This window comes from Haloplanus sp., from assembly GCF_028275055.1.
In the GTDB taxonomy this organism is placed as follows: domain Archaea; phylum Halobacteriota; class Halobacteria; order Halobacteriales; family Haloferacaceae; genus Haloplanus.
In genome coordinates, this window is sequence record NZ_JAQCNJ010000072.1 from 54,554 (window position 1) to 76,436 (window position 21,883).

Annotated in this window: 24 protein-coding genes; 11 read left to right on the forward strand and 13 right to left on the reverse strand. The window is 67.4% G+C overall.

The window, feature by feature from the left end; all coding sequences use genetic code 11:
• Positions 1-50: 50 nt before the first annotated feature.
• Positions 51-1,052, reverse strand: coding sequence for an AI-2E family transporter (locus Q0925_RS09725; protein ID WP_299334752.1), 1,002 nt, complete (start codon positions 1,050-1,052; stop codon positions 51-53).
• A 92-nt stretch (positions 1,053-1,144) separates the two neighbouring features.
• On the opposite strand from Q0925_RS09725, the gene Q0925_RS09730 reads away from it, so the two are divergent.
• The 3 genes from Q0925_RS09730 (at position 1,145) to Q0925_RS09740 (ending at position 2,982) form a co-directional block, all read left to right on the forward strand.
• The gene (locus Q0925_RS09730) at positions 1,145-1,600 is read left to right on the forward strand and encodes a DUF2391 family protein (RefSeq protein WP_299334755.1); all 456 of its coding nucleotides are present in this window, start codon (positions 1,145-1,147) and stop codon (positions 1,598-1,600) included.
• 211 nt (positions 1,601-1,811) lie between these two features.
• Entirely contained in the window at positions 1,812-2,558 is a 747-nt protein-coding gene (locus Q0925_RS09735) for a ParA family protein (protein WP_299334759.1), read from the forward strand.
• 229 nt (positions 2,559-2,787) lie between these two features.
• Complete coding sequence (locus Q0925_RS09740; RefSeq protein WP_299334762.1) at positions 2,788-2,982, forward strand: hypothetical protein; 195 nt, start codon at positions 2,788-2,790, stop codon at positions 2,980-2,982.
• A 13-nt stretch (positions 2,983-2,995) separates the two neighbouring features.
• Here the strand turns inward: Q0925_RS09740 and Q0925_RS09745 are convergent, their stop codons facing one another.
• Positions 2,996-3,445: a peroxiredoxin gene (locus Q0925_RS09745; RefSeq protein WP_299334765.1), complete on the reverse strand. Its 450-nt coding sequence runs from the start codon at positions 3,443-3,445 to the stop codon at positions 2,996-2,998.
• A gap of 25 nt (positions 3,446-3,470) precedes the next feature.
• The gene (locus Q0925_RS09750) at positions 3,471-3,764 is read right to left on the reverse strand and encodes a hypothetical protein (protein WP_299334768.1); all 294 of its coding nucleotides are present in this window, start codon (positions 3,762-3,764) and stop codon (positions 3,471-3,473) included.
• A gap of 276 nt (positions 3,765-4,040) precedes the next feature.
• Between Q0925_RS09750 and Q0925_RS09755 the strand changes: the two genes are divergently transcribed.
• Together Q0925_RS09755 and Q0925_RS09760 are read left to right on the forward strand one after the other, a co-directional pair.
• Entirely contained in the window at positions 4,041-4,934 is an 894-nt protein-coding gene (locus Q0925_RS09755; RefSeq protein WP_299334771.1) for a DMT family transporter, read from the forward strand.
• 277 nt (positions 4,935-5,211) lie between these two features.
• On the forward strand, positions 5,212-6,411 hold the full coding sequence (locus tag Q0925_RS09760) for an MFS transporter (RefSeq protein ID WP_343218114.1): 1,200 nt from the start codon (positions 5,212-5,214) through the stop codon (positions 6,409-6,411).
• 106 nt (positions 6,412-6,517) lie between these two features.
• On the opposite strand, the gene Q0925_RS09765 is transcribed toward Q0925_RS09760, so the two are convergent.
• Both Q0925_RS09765 and Q0925_RS09770 read right to left on the reverse strand, forming a co-directional pair.
• Entirely contained in the window at positions 6,518-7,183 is a 666-nt protein-coding gene (locus Q0925_RS09765) for a 2'-5' RNA ligase family protein (protein ID WP_299334779.1), read from the reverse strand.
• A 400-nt stretch (positions 7,184-7,583) separates the two neighbouring features.
• Positions 7,584-8,099, reverse strand: a complete 516-nt coding sequence (locus Q0925_RS09770; protein WP_299334781.1) for a hypothetical protein — start codon at positions 8,097-8,099, stop codon at positions 7,584-7,586.
• A gap of 161 nt (positions 8,100-8,260) precedes the next feature.
• On the opposite strand from Q0925_RS09770, the gene Q0925_RS09775 reads away from it, so the two are divergent.
• On the forward strand, positions 8,261-9,124 hold the full coding sequence (locus tag Q0925_RS09775) for a transcription initiation factor IIB (RefSeq protein ID WP_299334784.1): 864 nt from the start codon (positions 8,261-8,263) through the stop codon (positions 9,122-9,124).
• On the opposite strand, the gene Q0925_RS09780 is transcribed toward Q0925_RS09775, so the two are convergent.
• Genes Q0925_RS09780 through Q0925_RS09810 form a run of 7 tightly spaced genes read right to left on the reverse strand, consistent with a single transcriptional unit; the run spans position 9,103 to position 16,850 of the window.
• A complete protein-coding gene (locus Q0925_RS09780) occupies positions 9,103-9,756 on the reverse strand; it encodes a chromosome partitioning protein ParA (RefSeq protein WP_299334787.1) in 654 nt (217 codons plus the stop codon). The genes Q0925_RS09775 and Q0925_RS09780 overlap by 22 nt on opposite strands.
• Positions 9,753-10,439 (reverse strand): hypothetical protein, encoded by a 687-nt coding sequence (locus Q0925_RS09785; protein ID WP_299334789.1) that lies wholly within the window; start codon positions 10,437-10,439, stop codon positions 9,753-9,755. Before Q0925_RS09785 ends, Q0925_RS09780 begins: the two co-directional genes overlap by 4 nt.
• Positions 10,440-10,456: 17 nt before the next feature.
• A complete protein-coding gene (locus Q0925_RS09790; RefSeq protein ID WP_299334791.1) occupies positions 10,457-11,302 on the reverse strand; it encodes a hypothetical protein in 846 nt (281 codons plus the stop codon).
• Positions 11,286-11,624, reverse strand: a complete 339-nt coding sequence (locus tag Q0925_RS09795) for a hypothetical protein (protein WP_299334820.1) — start codon at positions 11,622-11,624, stop codon at positions 11,286-11,288. Before Q0925_RS09795 ends, Q0925_RS09790 begins: the two co-directional genes overlap by 17 nt.
• A gap of 50 nt (positions 11,625-11,674) precedes the next feature.
• Complete coding sequence (locus Q0925_RS09800; protein ID WP_299334793.1) at positions 11,675-11,956, reverse strand: hypothetical protein; 282 nt, start codon at positions 11,954-11,956, stop codon at positions 11,675-11,677.
• Entirely contained in the window at positions 11,956-16,206 is a 4,251-nt protein-coding gene (locus Q0925_RS09805) for an LAGLIDADG family homing endonuclease (protein WP_299334795.1), read from the reverse strand. Before Q0925_RS09805 ends, Q0925_RS09800 begins: the two co-directional genes overlap by 1 nt.
• Positions 16,207-16,250: 44 nt before the next feature.
• Positions 16,251-16,850: a conditioned medium-induced protein 4 gene (locus Q0925_RS09810; RefSeq protein ID WP_299334797.1), complete on the reverse strand. Its 600-nt coding sequence runs from the start codon at positions 16,848-16,850 to the stop codon at positions 16,251-16,253.
• A gap of 90 nt (positions 16,851-16,940) precedes the next feature.
• On the opposite strand from Q0925_RS09810, the gene Q0925_RS09815 reads away from it, so the two are divergent.
• The 5 genes from Q0925_RS09815 (at position 16,941) to Q0925_RS09835 (ending at position 21,613) form a co-directional block, all read left to right on the forward strand.
• Complete coding sequence (locus tag Q0925_RS09815; RefSeq protein WP_299334799.1) at positions 16,941-17,525, forward strand: biotin transporter BioY; 585 nt, start codon at positions 16,941-16,943, stop codon at positions 17,523-17,525.
• On the forward strand, positions 17,522-18,244 hold the full coding sequence (locus Q0925_RS09820) for an energy-coupling factor ABC transporter ATP-binding protein (protein ID WP_299334801.1): 723 nt from the start codon (positions 17,522-17,524) through the stop codon (positions 18,242-18,244). Before Q0925_RS09815 ends, Q0925_RS09820 begins: the two co-directional genes overlap by 4 nt.
• Positions 18,241-18,945, forward strand: a complete 705-nt coding sequence (locus Q0925_RS09825; RefSeq protein ID WP_299334803.1) for an energy-coupling factor transporter transmembrane component T family protein — start codon at positions 18,241-18,243, stop codon at positions 18,943-18,945. The genes Q0925_RS09820 and Q0925_RS09825 overlap by 4 nt, the downstream gene beginning before the upstream one ends.
• A gap of 273 nt (positions 18,946-19,218) precedes the next feature.
• A complete protein-coding gene (locus tag Q0925_RS09830) occupies positions 19,219-21,096 on the forward strand; it encodes a PAS domain-containing sensor histidine kinase (RefSeq protein WP_299334805.1) in 1,878 nt (625 codons plus the stop codon).
• Positions 21,097-21,133: 37 nt separating this feature from the next.
• Positions 21,134-21,613, forward strand: a complete 480-nt coding sequence (locus tag Q0925_RS09835) for a cupin domain-containing protein (RefSeq protein WP_299334807.1) — start codon at positions 21,134-21,136, stop codon at positions 21,611-21,613.
• Here the strand turns inward: Q0925_RS09835 and Q0925_RS09840 are convergent.
• The coding region (locus Q0925_RS09840; RefSeq protein WP_299334809.1) for a hypothetical protein at positions 21,592-21,883 on the reverse strand (292 nt) is incomplete at its 5' end. The two genes, Q0925_RS09835 and Q0925_RS09840, sit on opposite strands and share 22 nt — an antisense overlap.

A 21,883-nucleotide genomic window follows, 5' to 3' on the forward strand; every position in this document is an offset into this window, starting at 1 on the left:
AATGACCGACGGGACCGAGCCCTCGAATCGGGGCCGACCGACCCGTCGGTTCAGCTCTCCCCGACCGACGCCTCGTTGAGCTCCGCCGAGAGGCGTTCGGCGCTCTCGACGGCGAGCGCGACCGCCAGTGGTCCGGCGATGATCCCGACAGGCCCTAGTGTCAGGAGGCCGCCGACAAACCCGACGAAGTAGAGGCTCCCCGGAAGATCGGCGGTCTCGCGGGCGAGTCGTGGCCGGATCAACACGTCCGGCAACCACGCGATGAGAAAGAGGCCTGCAACGAGGACCATCGCCGCCCGCGTGAGGTCACCGGCGACCACGTGGCCCGCACCGACGACGAGTATCAACACCGACGGGCCAACCACCGGCACGAACTGGAGAATCGCGGCGACAACGGCCAGCGTGAGGAAGTACGGGTAGCCGAGCAGAAAGAAAAACACCACCGCGATGGCGAAGGTGCCGACGGCCGTTGCCGCCTGCAGAACGTAGATTCCAAAGAGGGTCGCACGGGTTCGTCGTCCGAGCCCCCGGGCCAGATCGCGATACCCCTGCGGGACGACGGCGATGGCTGCGCGGTTGGCGTCGGCGGTCCGTGTGAGGAGGGCGAACACGAGCATCACGAACACGGTCAGTTTGAGCGCCAGAACGGGCACGACGACGGCGACCGACCGGGCGAGACGCCGCCCGTACCCCAGTACCGTCGTTCTAGCTTCCGAGAGCGTTACCGTCGCGGAGAACCCGTAGCGGTCGATCGTCAGCGTCGGGGGAAGCGCAGAGAGGACCGAGAGGAGTTCATCGAGGCGGCCGACAACCACCAACAAGAGCGGAAGCGCGAGGGCGACGACCGCGAGCGCCGCCGCCGCCGTCGCGGTGAGACTCGCCCACCACGTCGAAAGCCCACGGCGGGTCAGTTCCTCGTGAAGCGGCACGAGTAGATAGGCGACCGTCACGGCGAAAAACACCGTTGCGAGCACGTCCGCGACGAGGACGGCGGTCCCGATGGCCGCGAAAGCGAACACCGCGCCGAGAACGTACCGACGCTCGATCGCCACGCCCGGACGTGCGTCAGGTGGAGGCAAAACCGTTTCCCGCGGCGGCCGACGAAACCGCCGGCGCTTTAGCCACAGCGCGCCTCAACCGATGTATGGTCGGAGCGCGGCGGCGGTACAACGTGGCCGACACCGCACAACAGATCGTCGGCGGATTCCTGCTTGCCGGCCCGTTTGTCGTGACCGAGGAGGTGTGGGTGCTCGCCGCCGGCATGTCGTGGCCACAGGCCGCCGTGAGCTTCGGCATCGTCCTCGCGATCGGGTACGGCGCGCTGTATAAGGCCGACGACCGCGACCCCGACGCCGAGACCGAGGTCGGTGGAGTTCCGATCCGCTTTCTCTCCCTCGTGGCCGTCTCATACGGTTCTGTGTTCGCCCTCGCTCTGGCTTTCGGCGCACCGGCGACGTTCGTCGGCGATGTCGGCGGCCGCCTCGTCGGCGTCGGGGGTGTCGATATCGACCTCCGCGCGGCCGAGGTGACGTTCAAAGCTGTCAGTGTCGGCTCCGTGTTTAGCGTCGTCGGTGCGGCGACAGCCGACTCGTTGTTCTGACCTGCGCCGGGGACCGACCTCCCGTTGCCGGTTGAACGTCGGGACGCGATGTCTGTTGTCACGCCACATACATAAGTTGAACAACCGGGTTGTGGTGCCCGCCGGCCGGATGCACATGACGATGCCGATGCCGATGTCGATGCCACCGACACGCCGCCGATCAGCAAGGGCGTCCCCAGTTTTTTACCGGAAGCCGCCGCCACGTCGTCGTATGGTAGACACCACCGGCGTGTCGGCGGCGCTGGTCGGGGCGACCGGCGGTGCCGGGACCACCCGGCTTACGATCGAACTCGGCGCGTTGTTGGCGAACGACGGCCGCGAGGTGGCGGTCCTTGATGCCGCCTTCGCCACGCAGGGCCTCTCCGATCACCTCACAGGACGGCTCGATCCGGACCTGACGACACTCCTGACCGACGGCCGCGACGCCCCACTCGCCGACGGACTGGTCGAGTTCCCGGTCGATTCCGACGACGGTCGACTGGCGTGTTGTCCGGCGGTTGCACCGTTCGAGCGCCTCGCTCGTGCCAAATCCCCTGACGCCGCTCGGGTTCTCGAGTCACGCATCGACGCCGCGGCCGGGGCGTTCGATCACGTCCTCGTCGACACACCGCCGGTGGCGGCGAACCAGTCGGTCGCGGCCGTGACTGCCGCGGACCGGACGGTCGTAGTGACGCCGGCGACGACCCGCGGCCGCGACGCGGTGCAGCGCATGCGCGGCCGTCTCGACGACGTCGGCGTCACGCCCGACGGAGTCGTGTCGGTCCGTGGCGATCTCTCCGTCGCGGACGTGACCCTTCCGGAGACGACGGCCGGCGTGACGGCCGCACCGACCTGTCTGTCGGATCGGTCCGTCGCGACCGCGGTCGCCGACGTGGCGCGTGTCGCCTTGGGTGTCGATCCCTCGACCGGCGACGGACCGGGCCTGCTCGGCTCGGTCGGTGAGTTCGTCTCGCGGTGATGCCACCACAGCGTGTGAACCGGTATCAGTTCTTGGGCAACAGGTATGATTCCTCGGTCGGCGCGATGACCCTCCACAGTAGTAACTGAGTACGACCCCGGTCGTGAGGCCCTCCTCCGGCGGGGCTCCCCGGTCCGTACAAGACGCCCGACCACCATCCGATACGCTCCCCGCCACCGATGTCCGATCACACACGATCCGAGACGTATCGCCCCCACACACGTACAGCGTGACCGATAGCGCCCTCCTGGCCGCCGCCGTCCACGCCGCGTGTCTGGCTGTCAGCTACCCCGTGGCGACGGCGCTGTTTGTCGTTACCGTTGCTGTTGCCGTCGCCGTTATCCACACGCGCTATGCGTGGGGTGCCGACCGCTTGCCGACCGACCCACATGCCGTCGAGGCGAATCCGTCCGACGGCCGGTGAACACGGCGACCGCTCACCCCTCGCCGAACCTGCGACGTGCGTCGTTGAGCACCTCACGTGCGTGACCGTTCGGGTCGGCGAGCGCCGGTTCGTACGCGGCAACGACCTCCCCGTCCCCGATCAGAAAGGTGAGGCGGTCGGGGTGTCCTCCGTCGGTCGGAACGCCGAACGCCGACGCGACGGCGCCGTCCGGGTCGGCGAGCAGGTCGAACTGGACCCCCTCCTCGTCGGCGAAATCGGCGTGAACCTCCACGCTGTCCATCGAGACCCCGTACACCGTGACGCCGAGTCCACGGAACTCGGGAAGCGCGGCTTGGAAATCGGCCGCCTCGACGGTGCAACCGCCGGTAAAATCCTTCGGATAAAAGTACACGACCGTCGGCGCCCCGAAGTCGGGCGTGACCGACCTGTCGTCCTGATTTCGCGCCGTTACCTCCGGTACCGGATCGCCGGGTTCAAGCATCGGCTACTGTTGGCACGGCGACGGGTTAACCGATTCGACATGGAGCCGGTTTCGCCTGCCGCCCCGACCGGGTCCGGGGTCCCCGACGGACACGACCGCTGATCGACTCGCGGTCGAGCGTTTCGCCGAGCAACAACGCATCCAGCCGGTCGAGTGCCTCCGGATCGCCCGTCACCCGCTCGATACGCCACCACTGGTCGGTGCTGGGACACGAGACAATCGTCTCGGAGCGAAGCGATTCGTTCTCGAGAAATGCGTCGATATACTCGTCGCCCCCCGGTGAGTAGGTCAGCGGGAAGCGACACTCCCGCACCAGCATACGTTGGTTCGACTAACCGCTTCGGATCCGCGCGGGAACGCCGACACCGCGACCCGAGCGCGGAGAGTTGTCCTGTGACAAGCACAGCGTTACCACCGTTCCGTGAGTAGTTGACGGTGGACGTGGATGCCCCGTCCACGCTGTCCGCATCCCGTTTTCTCCCCTTGTTCGACGTGGTCGGACGTCTCGCCGCCGCTTACCGGTCCTTCCGTCCGCTCTCGGTGCCGGCTCACACGGCTCCCGTGGGATCTTGTCGGTCGATTCCTAACGTCGGATGTGCTCTCAGGCGTCATTCTCGCCGGTCTCTCGATGTCGCTGACCGGCGGCTATCTCGTCGTGTACAAGCGGTACTTCGTCGACTACCCGACGTTCCTGTATCTCGGGCTCGTCGAGGGCGCGGCGCTGTGTTGGTACGTCGCCATCGGAACGGCGGTCGGTCGGCCCGTCGTGGCGCTTCCCACCGACTTCGACGCCGTCGCGGTGGCACTTCTCGGCGGGGTCGTTGCGGTCACCGTCGGCTCGGCCGTCGCGTCCGTCCGGGCGCTCCAGGTCGGCGACGTTTCTTACGTCGCGCCGTTATCGAAACTCGCCCCTCCGGTCGTTCTCCTTATCGAGGCTGTCGGCCTCGGGACACGCGTCTCCCCGTCACAGATCGCCGGCCTCTGTGCCGTGACCGTCGGCGTCTACCTGCTCGAAGGCACCGAAACGGGGGAGACGGCCGGCGTGATCGGCCCGTTCCGGCGGCTGGCGGATAGCACGCCTGCACGGCTGGCGCTGGCTTCGGCGGTGCTCATCGGTGTGGCCGACGTCGGCAAACGGGTGTTGTTGGCCAACGCAACCGTCGAGCCGTCGACGCTGGTCGTCGTGACACTCGCCGGGCTGACGATGGGGACGCTTCCCATTGGGCTTCGACAGTGGACGGCACGGCCAACGAGACGCACCGCGTGGTTGGGGCTGGCCGTTGTGGGATTGGTGCTCGCGACCGCGGACCATCTGACCGCACTCGCACTCGCGACAACCCCGGCGTCGGTCGTCGTTCCCATCCTCAGCGGCCAAGCGCTGGTTGCGGTGGTGCTGGGCGGCAGTCTTCTCGGCGAAACGGCGACGCGGCGTCGTCTCGTCGCCACCGCGAGCACGTCGCTGGGTATCGTTCTCGTTGTTCTGGGCTGATCGCCAGCGGCGGGCCGTGATCGCGGACCGTCGACCGCCCGGCTTCTCCCTAACGGCTCGCCGTGTGTCCGTTTATGAACGTGTGGCCGTACGATGTCGGCCGTTGGACGCCACCGACCCGGTTCGGCTACCCGCACGGCAGGGCTCGACGGTCGTGCCCGGTAGCTCGCGGGCACGTCGCCGAGCGGTGTCGTCGCCGCCCTGCCACGGAACGCACAACAGCGTGGACGGCCCCGAAACGAGCAAGCCAAGTGGTCGGACCGTCTGTAATCTGATAGTGTCGCGACCGGCTGACGAGCGGCTGTTCGGAGGCCACTCCGGGCGGATTCTGTGGAGCCTCGCACTCGCGTGGGCGACGCTGCAGACGGGACGCTTCCTGTTGTCCCCGCTGCTTCCGACCATCATCGACACCTTATCGATCACGACCGTGACCGCGGGGCTCGCACTCGGCGGGCTTCAACTCGCCTACGCACTCACCCAGTATCCGAGCGGCCGAATTTCCGACAGTTCGTCGCGCGCGGCGCTCGTTCTGCCGGGCATCGGTGTGTCGATCGGCGCGTTTCTCCTCGTCGCCGTCACCTCAACCTACGGCATGTTCGTCGTTGCAACGCTGCTCGTCGGCGCCGGCAAGGGCCTGTTCGCGATCCCGTCGCGAGCGTTGCTGTCGGACCTGTTCGTCAACCGGCGTGGTCAAGCGCTGGGTATCTACACGGCCGGGACCGACGGCGGCGGACTGCTCGCGGCCGGGGTCGCGTTCGTCATCGTCGGCGGCACGACGGTGTTGGCGACCGTCACACCGACGTGGCGGCTCCCGTTCGGTGCCATCGCGGCCGCGCTGATCGCGAGTGGCCTTCTCTACGTCGTCTGGAACCACGAACCGCTCCGCATCGACCGTCCGCCGGTCGCGCTCGTGAGGACCTTGCGGCGATTGTTCGCCACCCGCCGCCAACGCGGCCTCCTGTTGGCGTTTTCCCTGTTTTACTTTACGATCGGCGCGTGGATCAACTTTCTCCCGACGTACCTCAGCGACGCGAAAGAACTCTCGGCCCCGCTCCCACAGCTTTTGTTTGCCGTCGTCTTCGCCGTCGGCATCACGATCAAACCGGTCGCCGGCGCGTTGTCGGACCGTCTCCCGCGCCGGCTGGTCGCCGTGACCGGTCTCATGCTCGCGGCCGGTGCTCTCGGACTCGTGATCACCGCCCGGTCGGTGACCACCATCGCCGCCGCGATTGGTCTGTTCGCGGTCGGATACAAAACACAGTTTCCCATCATCGACGCGCTCGTTCTCGACACCGCCCCCGATGACAACCTCGGTGGCGACCTCGGTGCGGCCCGGACGTTCTTTCTCGCCATCGGCGCGCTCGGACCGGTGTACATGGGAACCGCCGCGGCCACCGTCGGCTACGATCGTGCATTAGGTGGGCTTGCCCTCTGTCTCGTCGTGACCGCGGCGGTTCTTTGCCGTGATATGCGCTGACACCACACAGCCGGCTGTTTCCGGCCGCCCCTCCCGGCACGTCCCGATCCCGCTCATACCACCCCACCGGCGGCCCGTCACCCCGGTCTCACCGCGAGACCGTCGATCACAACGAATACGTTTGGATCGTTGTCGCGGCCGACCCCCAGTTCGAGGTGAGGTCGTACGCCACGATGGCGACCTCCTCGACGGTCATCGCGGGCAACTGTGGATCGCGATGCCTTTCGAGAAAGGCGATCAACTGGTCGTACTCCTCGGCCCCGTCGAAGTACCCCAGCGTGAGATGCGGAATGAACTGCTGACCGTCGCGGTCGCCCGTGGTCGTCCACGGCTGGTCACAGACCGCCCGATTGAGGTCCGTGAGCGCTCCGCCGGCGTCAACCTCCGCATAAACCGTGTCGGGAAACAGGTTCAGCCGCGGGAACTCGATGGTGAACGGCTCACGGTCGTCGACGATTCCGGCGACGCTGTCGGCGATCTGTGCGGCCGAGATGGGCGACGAGTCGCCCTCCGTCGCGACGGTCGGCGCGTGGTCGAACAGTTTGACCGTGAGGTGGAGTTCGTCCGGCGGCATCAGTTTCAGGCACCGAAACTCCGACAGACGAGCGTGGAGTCGACGGTACTCCGATGATACCTGCGACTCCGCAAGGTCGACCAACAACGCGAGTCGCTGGTCACCGTCGGCGACGACAGGCGGGTTCGGCGACGGCGTTATTTCCCGCCGCCGCTCCCAATACTCGTCCGGATCTGACGCCATTCTGTCGTCGTGCATTCAGCCTGCCTTCGGTTAGGAATCGTTCTGTATAACTGCTTGGCTGGTATCGAACGCACCGTCCGGATACGTCGATCTCGCCCACAGACGAGCACACATGCCCGACTTTTCGCGGTGTCCGGGTCGACGTAGCCACCCGTTTCGGAGGGCCGGCCGGCCTGCCGTTCGACCGTGTTTCGAGTCGTCCGGGTACGTGGTTGGATTAAGCCCCGAGGCGACGGCAGACCGCCCTGCAACCGGGGTTTACGATCAGCGGGACGTTTTTCACCGTGTCCGGCGCGGTCCGGACAGGCACGCCTCACCGTTCCCGCCGAGCGAAGCGGCGACGAGGGGAACCGGCCGAAATCCGGCGTCTCGGTCGTCTCGATGCGGGAGCGGCCGGCCACACGGTGTCGGCCGTTCACCGCAGGTCGTCGACCGAACTCATCGTCTCCGCCAGCGCGTCGCGTTTGGCAACCGTCGCGCTCGATTCGGGTTCGAGAACACCCGCGACGGCGTCGGTCAGTTCGGGGACAGCGTCGTGTGTCTCCACGTACGTCGCCAGCGCGAAGTCCGCCTCGTCGGCGCCGACGAGGTCGACGGCCTCCGAGCGCGGGAGGTCGCCGTTCAACCAGTCGCGGACGATTTTCCGCGCCGTTGGCGCGAGCGGCGACACTCCCCCGATACCGCACCGGTGAAGCAGTTTGGCGGCCGTCATCGGTGCGATGCCTGCCTCACGAGCGCAGTCGCCGACGCTCGTTCCGGCGGCGTACGTCTCGAGAACCACCGCCGCCGCCTCGGGGGTGCAGGGAAGGACCGTCGAGTGCTCGTCGAGACGGGCTGTCAAATCCCCTCTCGTCGCGTCTACCGTCGGCACCCCGCGGTCGCGCTGCCGGTCGCGAACCTCGATTCCCTCGGCGATGTCCGAGAGGCCCATTGATCCACAATGGTGGACCGGTCCATCTAAAAGTTACCTCCTATGGGGGCGTGTTCTCAAGAGCATACCGGTTACCGGTATGCTTGTCGCCGTCTTCGACGCCGATACATCCCGTTCCCGACCCCGTTTAAATACACCATCGGGACCAATCTTCGACTGTGATGAGCCAGACACGCGAGACGGAGTGTCCGGAGTGCAGCGGACAGCTAAACGCCGACGGTACGGAGACGGTCTGTAGCCGGTGCGGGCTGGTCGTCGACGAGTACCGCATCGACCACGGCCCGGAGTGGCGGTCCTTCGCGGACGACGAGGGACAACCCGAGCGGACGGGCGCACCCCTGACACAGTCGCGCCACGACCGCGGACTCTCGACGGATATCGGACGGTCGACCCGAATCAAAGGGCGTAAGCGGCGGCGACTCTCCCGAATGCGTACCCAACACAACCGCGCACAGATCTCGACGAAACGCGAGCGCAACCAGGTGTACGCCTTCACCGAAATCCGTCGACTCGTCGGTGCGCTCGAACTCCCGAGACACGTCCGCGAGTCGGCGTGCTCGCTGTTCCGTTCGGCACAGGATGCCGACCTCCTCCGGGGGCGGTCGCTCGAAGGATTCGCCTCGGCGACGGTGTACGCCACCTGTCGGGTGTGTTCCGTCTCCCGGACCGTCGGGGAGGTCGTCGACGCCGCAAAGGCGACCGAGAACGAACACCGGGCGGCATACCGTGCGCTCAACCGCGAACTCGACGTGGCGACCGGTCCGATCCACCCCGTCGAGTACGTCCCCCGGTACGCCAGCGAACTCGACGTCTGCGCGTCGGTCCGCCGGCGGGCCGAGTCGTACGCGCGCGACCTTCGCGAGTCCGGCGACGCTACAGGCCGGAACCCGAGCGGCGTCGCGGCGGCGTGTCTCTACACGGCCGCACATGACACCGGCGCGCCGCTCACCCAGGAAGCTGCGGCGGAGGTGGCCGGTGTCACACCCGTCACCGTTCGGAACACCTACCGGCTGTTACAGGACTGAACCCTCGCCGCGAGCGACCGGAACGCGTCGGCTGCGATCGACGATCCCGCAGTTTCAACGACCGGTCGCCCCTCACGGACGGACCGGCCGACCCGGGGATCGGCGGGCACCGTCGACACCGGCGCGCCGAGGGTCCGGCGGAACACGTCCTCTGGCGGGTCATCGGCATCGGTCGTTCGGTTGAGTGCGACGCCAACGAGTCCGGTGTCGAGTTCGCGAGCTAGTTCTCTGGTCCGTATCGCGTCCGCGAGCGCAAACCGCCGCGGCGACACGACGACCACGCAGGCGTTCGCGGCCGCCACGGGGACGCCGACATCGGCCCGGAGCCCCGCGGGACAGTCCACGATAACGTCGCCATACTCGCGCTTGACCTGCCGTAGAGCGTCGGCCAGTCGGCGCACGTCCGCCGCGCGCGCCCCGGCGAGCGACCGGCCACAGGGCAAAAGCGACACCGCTCCGCCCCGGACCGCCTCCGTCGCCGTTGCCCGTCCCGCGAGAACGTCGTGGAGGCCCGGCCCGCGACCTTCGGGGAGGTCGGCGTCGACGACAACGGCGTCGAGAGCCGCCCCGAGGTTGTACGCGACAGTCGTCTTTCCCACACCCCCTTTGCCGGCGGCGACAGCGACGATCACGACAGCCTCCGGAGCGCCTCGACCGGGATATCGACCGCTTCCGCTCGTTCTACCAGCGCCGTCGCCCGCGCCGCGACCGTCCGCAACGCCACCGCGTCGGTCGCCACCCGAGCGTCGAGGTCGGCGACATCCTGACCATCGGCCGCGATCGTCTTCACCCCGCCGACGGCAGTCACGACGGACGCGTCGGTCAATCGTTCGCCCCGTTCGATACGCCGCTCGACCGCCGCTAGCCACGACGCGACGGGGGCCGGCGGGCTGTCGCCCCGCCCACCCGCGTCCGTGTCGCTTCCGCCACCGTCACCGCCGTCCGGCGGCGCGTCCGGCACCGCGTCCGCCGGCGGGCGCGGGTCGGCGAGTTCCCGAACGGCGGTCTCGGTGTCGTCGGTTGGTCTTTCGCTCGCCCGTCCCTCGTTGACGACCGACACCGGCGGCTGACCCGGCGCCGCGGGGCAAGCGTATCCAAGCGAGAGTCGCCCGCCCGCGGGCACGACACCGGTGAACCCGTCCCGATCCCAGCCCGGGTCGGGCACACCGGCCCGACGAGGCGGGAGAACGGGACCGTCCAGTCGGTTGTCGACCCGGACCTGTCGGTCCACCGGATCTGGGTTCCGGAGTTCGACCGTCACGAGACGTACATCGTCCCGGCCGTCGAGGCCACTGACGGACCAGTCGGTGTCCATGCCCCGAGGTGGCCGCGTCACCGCGTATAAATAACCGGCGCGTCCAGCAGCCTCGCCGCCGCGCCGGCCCCGGACACGTGATCGACCCCGTCGACGACCACCGGCGCGTCGAGCGGCGCGAGGCGGGCTACGGCGAGTGCGGCAGTCAGTCGGTCGCCGTCGAACTCGCCCGGCGTCGCACCGACCGTCGCGTTTCCGGGCACGGCACGAACCGCCGACCGGAACCGGTCCCACACCGCCGCCGCTAGGTCGCGACGGACCTCGCGTTCGCGGTTGGCGACCCGGTCTTCGAGTTTGAGGCAACGCTCCCGCCGGTCGCGGGCCTCCCTGGCCGCCCGCTCCGCGCGCTCAAGCGCCTGCTCGGCAGCGATGCGCTCGGTCTCGGCCTCCGAGAGCTGGCGCGTCGCCTCATCCAGTTTCGCCTCGACGGCCGTGGCGTCCGCCCCCATCTCGCGCCGTGCCCGTAGCCGCCCCCTGAGTTCGGCGACGCGTTCACGCAGACGCTCCTCCTCGGACCCGGCCTCGGCGACCCGCCGCCGTACCGCCCGCATATCGACCGGCGGCGGCGACAGCGCCGCCAGTTCCGCCCGGGCGTTCTCCAACTCGTCCCGCGTGGCCGACTCGTGGCCGAGCGCACGGGCCGCCGCGGCGAGTGCGTCCCGCCGGTCGAACGACGCCGGCGGGAGAATCGAGACGTGGTCGTGGACCGGACCGGGTGTGGGACAGTCGACACGCGGCGACGCGTCTTGACCCCTGATCGCCCGCACCAACTCCTCCCCTGCCACGCCCGTCACGTCGATGGCGACACCCTCGTGACTCTCGCCGTCGATACACACGCGCATCCCACTACAGGTCGCTGTCACGCATGGCGTCTGGCTGCGGATGGCCGGTCCCCGCTGCGAACTTGTCGTACGGCGTCGTCGCAGCCTTGCGGTTCTCGTATGCGGCCGCAGCCTCTCGAACCGACTCGGGGACGGCCTCGAACTCGTTGAGTGGGCTGGTGCGCTCGATCTGTACGTCATCGCCGTGTTTCTCCCGGAGTCGCAGGGAGAGAAACGCGCCCAGTTCCGTCTCTTTGAACAACGCCGCCCGGCCCAGCCGTCGGACGACCGTCGCCTCGTGGCTCCGGCAGCTGTTGCGGAGTGTGGTGCGTGCGCCCTGCGAGTAGGTAACGACAAGCAACACGACGAGCACGTGTCGGCACTGCGATGCTAACACTGTCGGAACCGGCAGCCTCAGCCGATACGCTCGACCTCGAACGCGGCGGGTGGGTCGGACGCGTGGTCGCGGATCCGTTCTCGCGCCTCGGCGTGTGATGATGCGATTACGACCACGCCGTCGACGGCGTCGGCTCCTTGGCCGACGTACGCCGCACGACCCGTCTCGTCGTCGAAGTCTGTGGCGTATGTCCGGAGCGCCGCAAGCACCCGTTCTTCGGTCGTCGCGAGGTCCGCCTCCCCGTTCTCGAACGACCGGAGCGCCCGTTCGACGTTCCGAATCGTGGAGATGCGGTCCATCACACCACCTTGTACTGGTCCGTGCTTGGACTGTACACGTCACCCTTCCGTCGCAACCCCTCGATCTGGTCCATCACCTTCTCCTCCTTGATCCCTTCTGCCTCAGCGCGGTCGACGATGGCGTCGATCGGTGCCCCGGCCTCGCCCTCGTACTCGGCGTCGACCGTTTCGATCACGTCTTTGATGCTTTTGATGCGGTCGCGCTGGCTCTTCGAGGTGCCCGTCTCGATCACGTCGGCGTCGAACTCGCCGGTTTCGGGGTCGACACCGATGTCCTGCAGGCAGGAGCGGACGATGTCGATCACGCGGTCGGCGTCGGCCCGTGTGATCGTATCGGCGAGCCGAACCCGCGCGCTCGCCTCCGCAAGCCGGACCAGCGCTTCGAGTTTCCGGGCGGTGACCGGAACGGGAGCGTCCTCGTCGGCCCCCTTCGCCCGCAGGTCGACGTAGAACTCGCGGATAGCCGCCTTCGCCTCGTCGCTCATCGTCGGGTAGCAGGTCCGCTTCGCGTACGCGATATACTTCCGCAGGAGGTCGGGATCGATGGCCGGTTCGACCGTGTCGGTCACCTCCTCGACCTCCGCCTGGCTGTGATTCGCGTTCGCCACCTCCGCCCGCTGGGCGTGTAACTCGCCCGCGTAGTTGGTTCGGAGGATGTGGTCGGCCAGTGCGGCGTCCTCCTCGGGGTCGGGCTGGTCGGTGACGGTGAAGATCAGGTCGAACCGCGAGATCAAGGCGGGTTCGAGGTCGATCTGCTCGCCGATGGGTTCGTACTGGTCGAACCGACCGTATTTGGGATTGGCCGCGCCCAGCAGGGAACACCGGGATTTGAGCGTGGCGTTGATGCCGGCCTTGGAGATGGAGATAGAGTTGTGGAGCGCGACGCCCTGACTGACGAACGTGTTCGTCGGTTCGACGGTCACGTCGTAAACGTACTCACACTCGTATGCCCCCTCGTTCGGGACCGTCTCCACGTCGGTTACCCGGTAGTACCGGAGCGCACATCGCTCTTCGAGTCCGTCCAGTCGCGTCGCCGCGTCATCGAGCGCGTCCGAGATAGCCTCGCGGGCCGCCGTCGCCAGCGTGGCACGGCGCTCACTATCGTAGCCACCGCTTTCGGCGTAGTGTACCGCGCTTGTCGTCTCGCCGTCGAGGCGCTCGGCGAGCTGTCGCCCGGACCAGTCGACCGCCGCCCGCACGTCGGCCAGTGTATCGGCTTCGTTGAGGGCGGACCGAACCGTCTGCACGCGGTCACGAAGCGTCTCGATGTGTCTCTCGACCGTCTCGATCTGGACACCGTAGTCCTCGTCGAGATTCGGCCGAAATTCGCCGGTGAGTCGCTCCCCGAGGAGCCGCCGAAGCGACCGAATCTCGGCTGCAGCGCTCGGCGGTAATACGTCATGATGTCGTTTCGTCGCCTCGCTTCGCTCCACGAAGGCCAGTGCCTTCGCGTAGCGATCGTCGGCTGGCTCGACGACAGCGTCGACGAATCGCGCCGTTGAGCCGCCCATCACGTACGTCTTCCACGAGTTCTCGGTCGTGTCGTGGTGGATGCGCGACGCGACACCGATCTTCGCCAGCGCGTCGGCGTAGTCTTCGGCGAGTCCCTCCGACGCAGTCGAGAACGACATCGCTTCGCTCTCCACGCCGCCGTCCCCGGCGAACGCGCCGACGAGGAACCGCCGGATCGCCTCTTCGGAGGCACCGAGCACCGCGGCCGGGATGCGTTTCGCCCGTGCGGTGTGCATCACCTCGGGGACGTTCGACTCGAACCAGCGATAGAGTTTCGTCGAGATATACTGCTGTGTGACGGTCCCGGCGGCGTTCGTCGTGTCGCTACTCGACATCCCGAACACGTCGTTCATCAGCCGTTGCATCCGGTCCAGTAGCCGCCCGTCTTGGTTCGAGAATCCGATTTCGTGGCTACTACCGGCGTAGGAATGCCCTTCGGCGACGAGCAACCCCAGAATTTCCGCGAGGTCCGGTGTGAGTTCGTCCGGGAGATTGACGTCCTTCTCCTTCCCCCGGTGCGGTTCCCCGTCGAGCGGGACGCCGGCCGTCGAGTTTGGTAGTTTCCGCGGTGCCGGGACGAACGCTCCTTCGTCGAGGGTACCCGCTTCGACCGTCGCCGTCTCTCCGTCCCGCTCGACGAACATAGGGTGGTCGGGCGTGACGAGGACGTCCCGCCCGTTCGAGAACGTGACGCGGACGAATTCGTCCGGGGCCTCGTGTCGACTCACCCTGTCGACCGGTCGCTTCTCCACAGTATTCGTCTCGAAATCGACTGAGTGGACGCCGACGTCCTCGACGGGGAGGATCTCACAGTCGATGCCGTCGATCACCTCGTCGGGACGGTCAGCCATGGCGTCGTCGACGAACTCGCCAATCTCGACGCGGCGGCCGTCGGCGAGCAAGATCTCCGAATTCGGGTGGTAGGACTGCTGTTCGAGCGCTTCGTGCATAGCCGACCGGTCGCCCGCATCCATTTTATCCAGCTCGTCGACTGCGGCGATCCCTTGATCGGCCAACACGAGCGCCCCGGCTTCCAGACTCCATTGTTGGCCCTCGCCGAAGTCGTCGCGTACCGCCGCCGCAGTAAGGCCGGCCGCGGACGATCCTTTCCCCGACGTGTACACCGAGCGGGGGGCGATGTTGCGGATGTAGGACAGCAACTGCGAGTTGTGCGAGACGATGCCGTTGCCGAGGTACGTGTGCGTGCCGGCGACTTCGAGGTCGTACACCCGGTCGTACTCCGGAGTGACGGTGTCGATTGCTATGATGCGATCCCAAGAGATATTCTTCGGTTGTTGCGTAACCGATCCGTTGGCGCTAGCCGAGCCGCCGTCCGGGACGATGGCGGTCCGAGCCGATGTCTCTTCACTAGTGCCGGCGATTTCATCTCTCTGACGGACCGCGACACCATCGCCAACGCCGAGTTCGTCGGCCCTAGTCGCTTTGAGGTGTCCATCCTCAGAGACGAACAGGGGGTGTGAGGGCGTTACTTCTACCTCCCGACCGGCGTCGGTGCGAATGCGGTACATCCGATCGGGTGCTTCCCGCTTCCAAACCTTCGTCGCCTGTCCACGGGTAATCTTCCCGTTGGCCGTTACTGATTGGACGGGGAAGTCGACCGGCTGATACACACCATCGTCGACTGAAATTGGATTTTCTAACCGTGACTCGACCAAGTCGCCGAGTTTCCGCTCAGTGCCGTCCCCAAGCACGACACTAGTGTCATATTTCTGACACTTGCCCGTGCCGGGGTCCCCGATAAGGAGCATATGCAGATCCCCCCGAATCCGCGAACCGTCGGGGAGATCTTTCGTCACGCCCGCAAACAGTTGGAGGATCATCGCGAGTTTCTCCTCGTCGTAGCCGTAGATGGAGGGGGCGACGGAGGCGACCATCTCCTCGTAGATGTCCGGATGGTTCGACAGATCGACGATCTCGCGTTTGTCCGCCTCCGTGATCTCCATGTCCTCGAACTGTTCGTCCTCGATGTCGACGCTCACGCCGTCCATGTAGAGGTCAAACAGCTGCGACTTCTCGTTGCCCTCGGTCACCTGGTCGATGTGGAGAACGCCCGTGACGGTGACGTGGTCGCCGGCGGTCACCTCGCCGGTGATGTCGTCTTCGATGTCGATGTCGATGCTCTGTGGGGTTTCGCCGCCCCGAAGCCCCTCGGGGGACTCCTGGACCCGGAGCTTCTGGGAGTCGACGAACTCGCTCTGGTCGTAGTTGACCCGGAAGGGGCCCTGTCGTTCACAGCCCTGGCACTCGTGGGGCTCCTGGAACCCGCCCTCGGTCTGGGGGATATACGTCATCGTACCACAGCGTTGACACTCGAAGGCGGCCTCAACGATCTTCGGGCGCACGTCGGTCGCCTTCCGGATGATGCCCGAGACGGCGATCAGACGACCGACGTGGTTGTCGTGGACCCGGATCGACCGGATGTCGACGGTGTCGGGAAGGTCGCGCAGGCGGACGTGGGCCTGTCCGAGCGACACGTCTGCAGGGAGGTCGTACACCCGGAGCGCCTCCTCCGCGAACTCGCCGAGTTGGTCCGGTTGTGCGAGAAAATCCTCCGCCAGATCCGGGTCGAACTGATAGAGGTCGTCGTAGTCGATGTGAAGCGAGCGTTGTTCGTTGGGGTACCGCTGTGCGAGGCGGCTGATCTCGTCGCGGTAGTAGTTCCGATAAAACCGGCCGAACCGGTCGATCAACTCCTGGTTTTGCGACGACTGCGCCATTGCTCCCCCGTTGCGCGGGATGCCCTAAGAGTCTTCGCCAGGGGTCAAAACGACACATCGGTCTCGATGTCCTCGGTCGCCTCCTTCAGTCCGTCCTTCCGGGACTCGCTCGTCAACCGCCCGGTGAGGTCGGCGTCGGTCAGGAGTTCTGTAAAGCCGTCCCGGAATCGTCCGTTCGCGCGGGTCGCCTCCCGTTCGCTCTCGACGACCCGCCGGACGTGTGCCACCGTCCCGGTGTTCCCGTTGTCGCCGGCGATGGCGTCGTCGGCCGCCCCGTCGACGATCCGGTCCCGGATCGCCTCGAAGTTTGGCACGTCCCGGTCGGCGTCGCGGACGAGGTGGAGGTCCATGCGTGCGTCGACAACCTGCTCGACCGAAAGAGAAAGCGTCTCGGCAAGCCCCTCGTCGTCCTCGTCGTCGTGGAACCCCCGAACCAGCCGGCGGTACGATTCGGTGTCGAGGTCGGTCCGGAAGTCGTACCGCTCGCGCATCGTCTCGACGAGGTCGTCGATCTCCGCTCGGACCCGGTCGGGATCCTCGTTCTCGGTGATCGAGCCACGGGGGTCGGCCTGTCGCTCCGTGACGGTCTCCTCGCCCGTCGTGTCGACGAAGATATCCCGTAGTTCCGAGGTCTTTTCGTCCATATTACATGATGCGCGCTTGGATTCAAAAGCCCGTCGCCGGCGGGGTTGTCAACCGGAAGCTTCTAAGTGGTTTACGAACGACGACTCGGTATGTCGACCCCAACCGACTCGGTCGAACTGGTCGGGGACGAGGTGACCGGCAACGTCGCCCGGGCGGTGTTGTTCGCGGCGGCAACCAGTGCCACGGCACCCGTGGATATGGTCCACCCGCTCGCCCCGAACGTCCCGATCACGCTCCAGACGCTCTGGGTGTATCTCGCGGGCGTCGTCCTCGGACCGGTCTGGGCCGGCGTCGCCTTTGTTCTCTACCTGCTCGCCGGTCTCCTCGGTCTCCCGGTGTTCGCCGGCGGTAACGCCGGACTCGGCGTGTTGCTCGGTCCCACCGGGGGATTCCTTTTCGGGTTCCCCCTCGCCGCGATGACGGTCGGCGCCATCGCCCACGGGACCGGTGGCCTGACCGCGCCGGACGCCGTCTCGATCCCACGACTCGTCGTCGCCCTGCTTGCAGGGACCGCCGTTGTCTACGCCGCCGGCGCGGCGGGCTACTCGCTGGTTCAGGCCATCGGTCCCGTCGCCGCCGTCTCGGCGGTGGTGCTCCCCTTTCTCCCCGTGGCGGGGCTGAAGGTCGCGGCGACGGTCGCCATCGTCCGAAGCGACGCCCTGATCGCCAGATGACGATCACCGTCGCCGATGTCACCTACCGCTACAACGGGGACGGCACCGACGCCGACGCCGCAACCGCCGCCCTCAACGGCGTCTCTCTCACCGTCGACGACGGCGACGTTCTCGTTCTCGCCGGTCCGAACGGATCGGGCAAGACCACGCTCGTTCGCCTGTGTAACGGCCTGTTGACCCCCGACGCGGGCGAGGTGCGGGTCAACGGCACGCCCGTCGACGATGCTCCCGTCGCCGCCCGGTCGTCGGTCGGGATGGTGTTTCAGGACCCCCGCGACGGCTTTGTCGCGGCGACCGTCGGCGCGGACGTAGCCTTCGGCCCGGAGAACCTCGGTCTCGCACACGACGAGATCGACCGCCGCGTCGACGACGCCCTCGCCGCCGTCCGCATGGACGGACGTGCGACCGACCGGATCGACGAACTCTCGGGCGGAGAACGCGAACGTGTCGCCATCGCGGGGGCACTGGCGATGGACCCCGACCATCTCGTTCTCGACGAACCCTTCACCGGCCTCGATTGGGACGCCCGGCGGTCGGTGCTCAACCGCCTCGATCACCTTCGGCACCGCGGCGTGAGCGTCGTCATCGTCACCCACGACCTCCGTGACCTCGCCGTTCTTGCCGACCGGACGGTCGCCCTCGCCGACGGCCGCGTCGCCCTCGACGTAGCCGATCCGTCGCCCGAGGCCCTGACCGACCTCGGCGTCCGTCCGCCATGATCGGCTACGTCGAGGGCGAGACGCTCGTTCACCGCCTCGACCCACGGACGAAACTGTTCGTCCAAGCGGCCCTCGCCGTCGCGGCCTTCGCCCACACCACGCCACGTGGGTTGCTCGTTCTCTCGACGGCCGTTCTCGGGATCTGCCGGCTGTCCGCGACCCCCGTTGCCCGGAGCCTGCGGTCCTACCGCGCCTTTCTCCCCTTTCTTCTCGCCGGCCCGCTGATCGAGGGGGCGACCCTCGGCGCGCCGTGGTTCGTTCCGGCCGACGCCGCCACGCCCGCGCTGGCGAGTTACCGGGTTCTCCTTCTCCTTCTCGTCTCGACGGCGTATCTCCGCACGACACGGGTCCGCGAGTCGCGGGCGGCCATCCAGCGCCTCCTTCCCGGCCGCGCGGGCGTCGTTCTCGGGGCTGGCGTCGGGTTCGTCCTCAGATTTCTCCCCCTCCTCCGGCACGACCTCGCGACGATCCGGGCGGCGATGGACGCCCGCCTCGGCTCCGAGCGGTCGCTTTACGAGCGGGTCCGTCTGATCGGCGTCACCGGGCTCCGCCGGGTGTTGGCCCGCGCCGACCGGTTCGCCCTCGCGCTCCAAGCCCGGTGTTTCGCGTGGAACCCGACGCTCCCCCGCCTCGATCCGACGTGGCGGGACGCCCCGGCGGTCGCCGCCGGCGTTGCGCTTCTCGTCTGGGCCGTCGGCTGACCGTCCGTGTGTCATACGTGCCGTCCCCCGGATCGGAACCGTCCCGGGGAGGCGATCGGGACGACCGGTCACGCCGGCGGGGCCGCCATTCGACAGCCCGAAACAATCGCCATCCCCGCCCTCGTCCGTGGTGGTTGGCCGTTCGCCCGATCTGTCGGCTCGCCCGAGATCCCCGTGACCAGCCCCGTGGCCGCCGACCGATCCGCTAATAAGGACGCAGTCCTATACGTAAGCGACAATGCGACGATCGATCCCGGTCGCCCTCGCTCCGTCGTGATCGACCACGAGGCGTTGCTCGCTCGCTCGACCGACGTTCTCTCGGTGGTCGACGAGAACGGACTCGTCCGGTACCAAAGCCCCTCGGTGGAGCGCGTTCTCGGGTACGACCCGGAGGCGCTGGTGGACACCACCCTGTTTGATCGGGTCCACCCCGACGACCAGGACGCCGTGCGCGACGCCTTCGAGAACGACGGCCCGCTGGGGACGCCGTCGAACCCCATCGAACACCGGTTTCGTCACGCCGGCGGCTCGTGGATCTGGCTGGAAACCTCCCGATCGACGGAGTACGACCCCAAGGTCGGCGGGTACGTCACCAACTCCCGCGACATCACGCGGCGCAAGCGGACCGAGCGCGAACGCGAGCGACTGCTTGACCGTATGGCCGACGCGTTCGTCGGCATCGACGACGACTGGCGGATCACCTACCTCAACGCCGAGGCCGAACGTCTCCTCGGCGTGTCGTCGTCTGCCCTCGTCGGTGGGGACGTCCGTACACTCGACAACGACATTCCCCTTTTTCACGACCGGTGCCGCGAGGCGATGGAGACACAGGATCCGGTCACCTTCGAAATCCACCTCGACGACCGCGACGCCACGTTCGAGGCCCGCGTCTTTCCTTCCCCGACCGGCCTGTCGGTGTACCTTCGCGACGTGACCGAGGCGCGCCGGATCAAGCGCGAACTGAAACGCACCGTCGGGGCGCTCCAAGAGTTGTACGAGACGGCCGCCGCGACCGACCTTTCGCTCGCCGAGAAACAACGCCGGTTGCTCGAAACCGGCCGGACCCACCTCGACCTCCCCTACGGATTCATCACGCGCATGACCGACGACGAACAGGTCATCGTCGACGCCGTCGGCGATCACGAACTGCTCCAACCCGGCAGCACCTGCCCGATCGAGCAGTCGTACTGCCGGAAAACCGTTGAGGCCGAGAGCCTCCTCGCGGTCCAGAACGCCCTCACGAGCGGGTGGGAAAACGACGACGCGTACGACGTGTTCGAACTCGGCTCCTACATCGGTGCCCGCATCGAGGTCGACGGTGACCTGTACGGGACGTTCTGCTTCGCGGCGACCGTCCCCCGGGCGCGGGCGTTCACCGACAGCGAGCGGCGGTTCGTCGAACTGTCGGCACGGTGGCTCGCCTACGAGTTCGAGGAGCGCCGGTACCAGAACCGGCTGGAACGACAGAACGAGCGGTTGGACAACTTCGCGAGCATTCTTTCACACGACCTCCGCAACCCGTTGAACGTCGCACAGGGACGACTCTCCATCGCGGCCGAACGCTACGACGACGAGAGCATCGCCGCCGCCGCGTCGGCGCTCGATCGCTCGTTCGACATCATCGACGACGTTCTCGCGTTCTCGCGGGCCGGTGCCGACGTTCTCGACTCCGAACAGGTTGCGCTCCCGACGGTTGCCAAACGGGCGTGGGATATCGTCGACCCCGACGCGGCGACACTCGCCGTCGCCCCCGACGTGGGGACGGTGACCGCCGACGCCACCCGCCTCCAGCAGCTGTTGGAGAACCTGCTTCGGAACAGCGTGGAGCATGGCTCCACGGACGACCGGCGCGCGGAGCGGGCCGGTGACACCGCCGACACCCTGACCATCAGCCTCGGCCGCCTCGACGACGACGAGGGGTTCTATCTCGCCGACGACGGCCCGGGCATCGATCCGGAGCGCCGCGACCGGATCTTCGAGTTGGGCCACACCGACGCCAACGCCGGGAGCGGCCTCGGGTTGGCCATCGTCCGTGAAATCGCGGACGCCCACGGCTGGACGGTCACCGCGGCCGAAAGCGACAGCGGCGGTGCGCGGTTCGATATCAGGACGAACGCCGACGTGACCCCGGAGTCGCCCGTTCCACAGTAACCCCCCGCGTTTTGCGCCCGGCCGCCGAACGGGCGCCATGCGCGCCAACGAATCAGGTCTCAACCCGTCGACGGTCGAACGCGACGACACCTCGTTTCGCCGGAAGAAACTCGCCGCGGCGGCCGGCGGTGACAGCCTCGGCTGCTCGCCGTATGAACTCCCGCCGGGCAAAAAGTCGTGGCCCTTCCACTACCACGCCGGCAACGAGGAGGCGATATACGTCCTCGCGGGCACGGGCCGGCTCCGAACGCCCGAGGGGACCGGCTCGCTCCGCCCCGGCGACGACGCCGTTTTCCCGGCCGGCGACGAGGGCACCCACCGCGTCATCAACGACGGCGACGACACGCTCCGGTATCTCGCGTTGTCGACGATGAACGATCCGGACGTGACCGTCTACCCGGATTCGGAGACGATCGGTGTTTACGCGGGGTCGCCGCCCGGAAGCGACGACGCTCGGACCGTTTCGGGCTACTACCGCCGCGACGACGACGTCGACTACTGGCTCGACGAGTGTTGACGCCCCGAGAGTTCGGCGAGCATCGACCAGCCCGGTACCCGGTCGCGCTCCGGACTGTCGCCGTCGAGGTACGTCATAAGCGCGTCACGGACGAGGCGTTGGTCGGCGGCATCGAGTGGTTCGCACGCCTCCACCCGTTCGAGCACGGCCACACCCCGGTCGGGCGAGCAGTCGGCGTCGACGGCGCGTTCGATGTGGCTGAGCACCGCGGCGTGGAGTACCCACGCCTCCTCGCGGGAGGGGTCGACCCCGTCGGAGCCGTGGCAGGTG

What these genes read in the sequence shown, in the direction of transcription:
- Q0925_RS09730 (WP_299334755.1), top strand. Translation starts at nt 1,145, where the DNA reads ATGGTCGGAGCGCGGCGGCGGTACAACGTGGCCGACACCGCACAACAG.
- Q0925_RS09735 (WP_299334759.1), top strand. Translation starts at nt 1,812, where the DNA reads ATGGTAGACACCACCGGCGTGTCGGCGGCGCTGGTCGGGGCGACCGGC.
- Q0925_RS09745 (WP_299334765.1), bottom strand. Translation starts at nt 3,445, where the DNA reads ATGCTTGAACCCGGCGATCCGGTACCGGAGGTAACGGCGCGAAATCAG.
- Q0925_RS09750 (WP_299334768.1), bottom strand. Translation starts at nt 3,764, where the DNA reads ATGCTGGTGCGGGAGTGTCGCTTCCCGCTGACCTACTCACCGGGGGGC.
- Q0925_RS09765 (WP_299334779.1), bottom strand. Translation starts at nt 7,183, where the DNA reads ATGCACGACGACAGAATGGCGTCAGATCCGGACGAGTATTGGGAGCGG.
- Q0925_RS09770 (WP_299334781.1), bottom strand. Translation starts at nt 8,099, where the DNA reads ATGGGCCTCTCGGACATCGCCGAGGGAATCGAGGTTCGCGACCGGCAG.
- Q0925_RS09775 (WP_299334784.1), top strand. Translation starts at nt 8,261, where the DNA reads ATGAGCCAGACACGCGAGACGGAGTGTCCGGAGTGCAGCGGACAGCTA.
- Q0925_RS09785 (WP_299334789.1), bottom strand. Translation starts at nt 10,439, where the DNA reads ATGGACACCGACTGGTCCGTCAGTGGCCTCGACGGCCGGGACGATGTA.
- Q0925_RS09800 (WP_299334793.1), bottom strand. Translation starts at nt 11,956, where the DNA reads ATGGACCGCATCTCCACGATTCGGAACGTCGAACGGGCGCTCCGGTCG.
- Q0925_RS09805 (WP_299334795.1), bottom strand. Translation starts at nt 16,206, where the DNA reads ATGGCGCAGTCGTCGCAAAACCAGGAGTTGATCGACCGGTTCGGCCGG.
- Q0925_RS09810 (WP_299334797.1), bottom strand. Translation starts at nt 16,850, where the DNA reads ATGGACGAAAAGACCTCGGAACTACGGGATATCTTCGTCGACACGACG.
- Q0925_RS09815 (WP_299334799.1), top strand. Translation starts at nt 16,941, where the DNA reads ATGTCGACCCCAACCGACTCGGTCGAACTGGTCGGGGACGAGGTGACC.
- Q0925_RS09820 (WP_299334801.1), top strand. Translation starts at nt 17,522, where the DNA reads ATGACGATCACCGTCGCCGATGTCACCTACCGCTACAACGGGGACGGC.
- Q0925_RS09825 (WP_299334803.1), top strand. Translation starts at nt 18,241, where the DNA reads ATGATCGGCTACGTCGAGGGCGAGACGCTCGTTCACCGCCTCGACCCA.
- Q0925_RS09835 (WP_299334807.1), top strand. Translation starts at nt 21,134, where the DNA reads ATGCGCGCCAACGAATCAGGTCTCAACCCGTCGACGGTCGAACGCGAC.